Source organism: Bifidobacterium sp. C0047B3 (genome assembly GCF_056590535.1).
In genome coordinates, this window is sequence record NZ_JBWPWH010000009.1 from 1 (window position 1) to 1540 (window position 1540).

Annotated in this window: 1 rRNA gene; it reads left to right on the plus strand. The window is 56.0% G+C overall.

Annotation, left to right across the window (positions count from 1 at the left end):
- Positions 1–1539: ribosomal RNA gene (locus AC1EKT_RS06220) — 23S ribosomal RNA — on the plus strand; the annotation flags it as partial.
- Between the last annotated feature and the right edge of the window lies 1 nt (position 1540).

Below are 1540 nucleotides of genomic sequence, written 5' to 3' on the forward strand. Positions count from 1 at the left end.
GCTGGCTGCCTTTCGGGGTTGTTGGCTTGTTTGTGTTGGGACTGTATCGGTAGTAGGTTAGCGTGGGAGTGACGCGGGTAGGTAGCCGGCTGCGGAGGTGGTTTTCCGTGGCTAAGCGTGTGGGCTGTCTCCTAGGTAAATCCGGGGGATGTTAAAGCTGAGGCGTGATGGGTAGGCTGTAAGGCTGATTCCGGTGATCCTGCTTGCCGAGAAAAGCTTCAACGTGAGGTGTGATTCCGCTCGTACCCTAAACCGACACTGGTGGTCTGGTAGAGTATACCGAAGCGATCGGGCGAATCCTGGCCAAGGAACTCGGCAAATTACTCCCGTGCCTTCGGCATAAGGGAGACCCCTGATGGTGATGTTTTTTACAAGCGGAGCTGTTGGGGGTGGCACAAGCTAGGGGGTAGCGACTGTTTACCAAAAACACAGGAGCGTGCGAAGGCGTAAGCCGCTGTATACGCTCTGACGCCTGCCCGGTGCCGGAAGGTTAAGAGGATCCGTTAGCTTCGGTGAAGCGGTGAATTTAAGCCCCGGTAAACGGCGGTGGTAACTATAACCATCCTAAGGTAGCGAAATTCCTTGTCGGGTAAGTTCCGACCTGCACGAATGGCGTAACGACTTCCCCACTGTCTCGGCCAGGAGCCCGGCGAAATTGCAGTACGAGTAAAGATGCTCGTTAAGCGCAGAAGGACGAAAAGACCCCGGGACCTTTACTATACCTTGGTATTGTCGTTAGGTGTGGATCGTGTAGCATAGGCGGGAGGCTGTGAAGCGCGGGCGCTAGCTTGCGTGGAGTCGACAGGTGAAATACCGCTCTTTCCATATCTGGCGTCTAACCTCGACGCGTTATCCGTGTCAGGGACAGTGCCTGGCGGGTAGTTTAACTGGGGCGGTTGCCTCCTAAAGAGTAACGGAGGCGCTCAATGGTCCGCTCAGCCCGGTTGGCAATCGGGTGTTGAGTGTAATCGCACAAGCGGGCTTGACTGTGAGACTGACGGGTCGAGCAGGGACGAAAGTCGGAGATAGTGATCCGGTGCCGGCGTACGGACGTGGCATCGCTCAACGGATAAAAGGTACCCCGGGGATAACAGGCTGATCATTCCCAAGAGTCCATATCGACGGGATGGTTTGGCACCTCGATGTCGGCTCGTCGCATCCTGGGGCTGGAGCAGGTCCCAAGGGTTCGGCTGTTCGCCGATTAAAGCGGCACGCGAGCTGGGTTCAGAACGTCGTGAGACAGTTTGGTCTCTATCCTCTGCGCTCGTTGGAATGTTGAGGAGACCTGCCCATAGTACGAGAGGACCTGGGTGGACGAACCTCTGGTATGCCGGTCGTCACGCCAGTGGCGCTGCCGGTTAGCTACGTTCGGAAGGGATAACCGCTGAAAGCATCTAAGCGGGAAGCCTGCTCCAAGATAAGCATTCCTTGCACTTTAGTGTGTGAGCCCCCATGTAGAACACGTGGTTGATAGGCTAGACGTGGAAGCCCTGTAAGGGGTGGAGCTGACTAGTACTAATGGGCGATGGTGACATTCTTC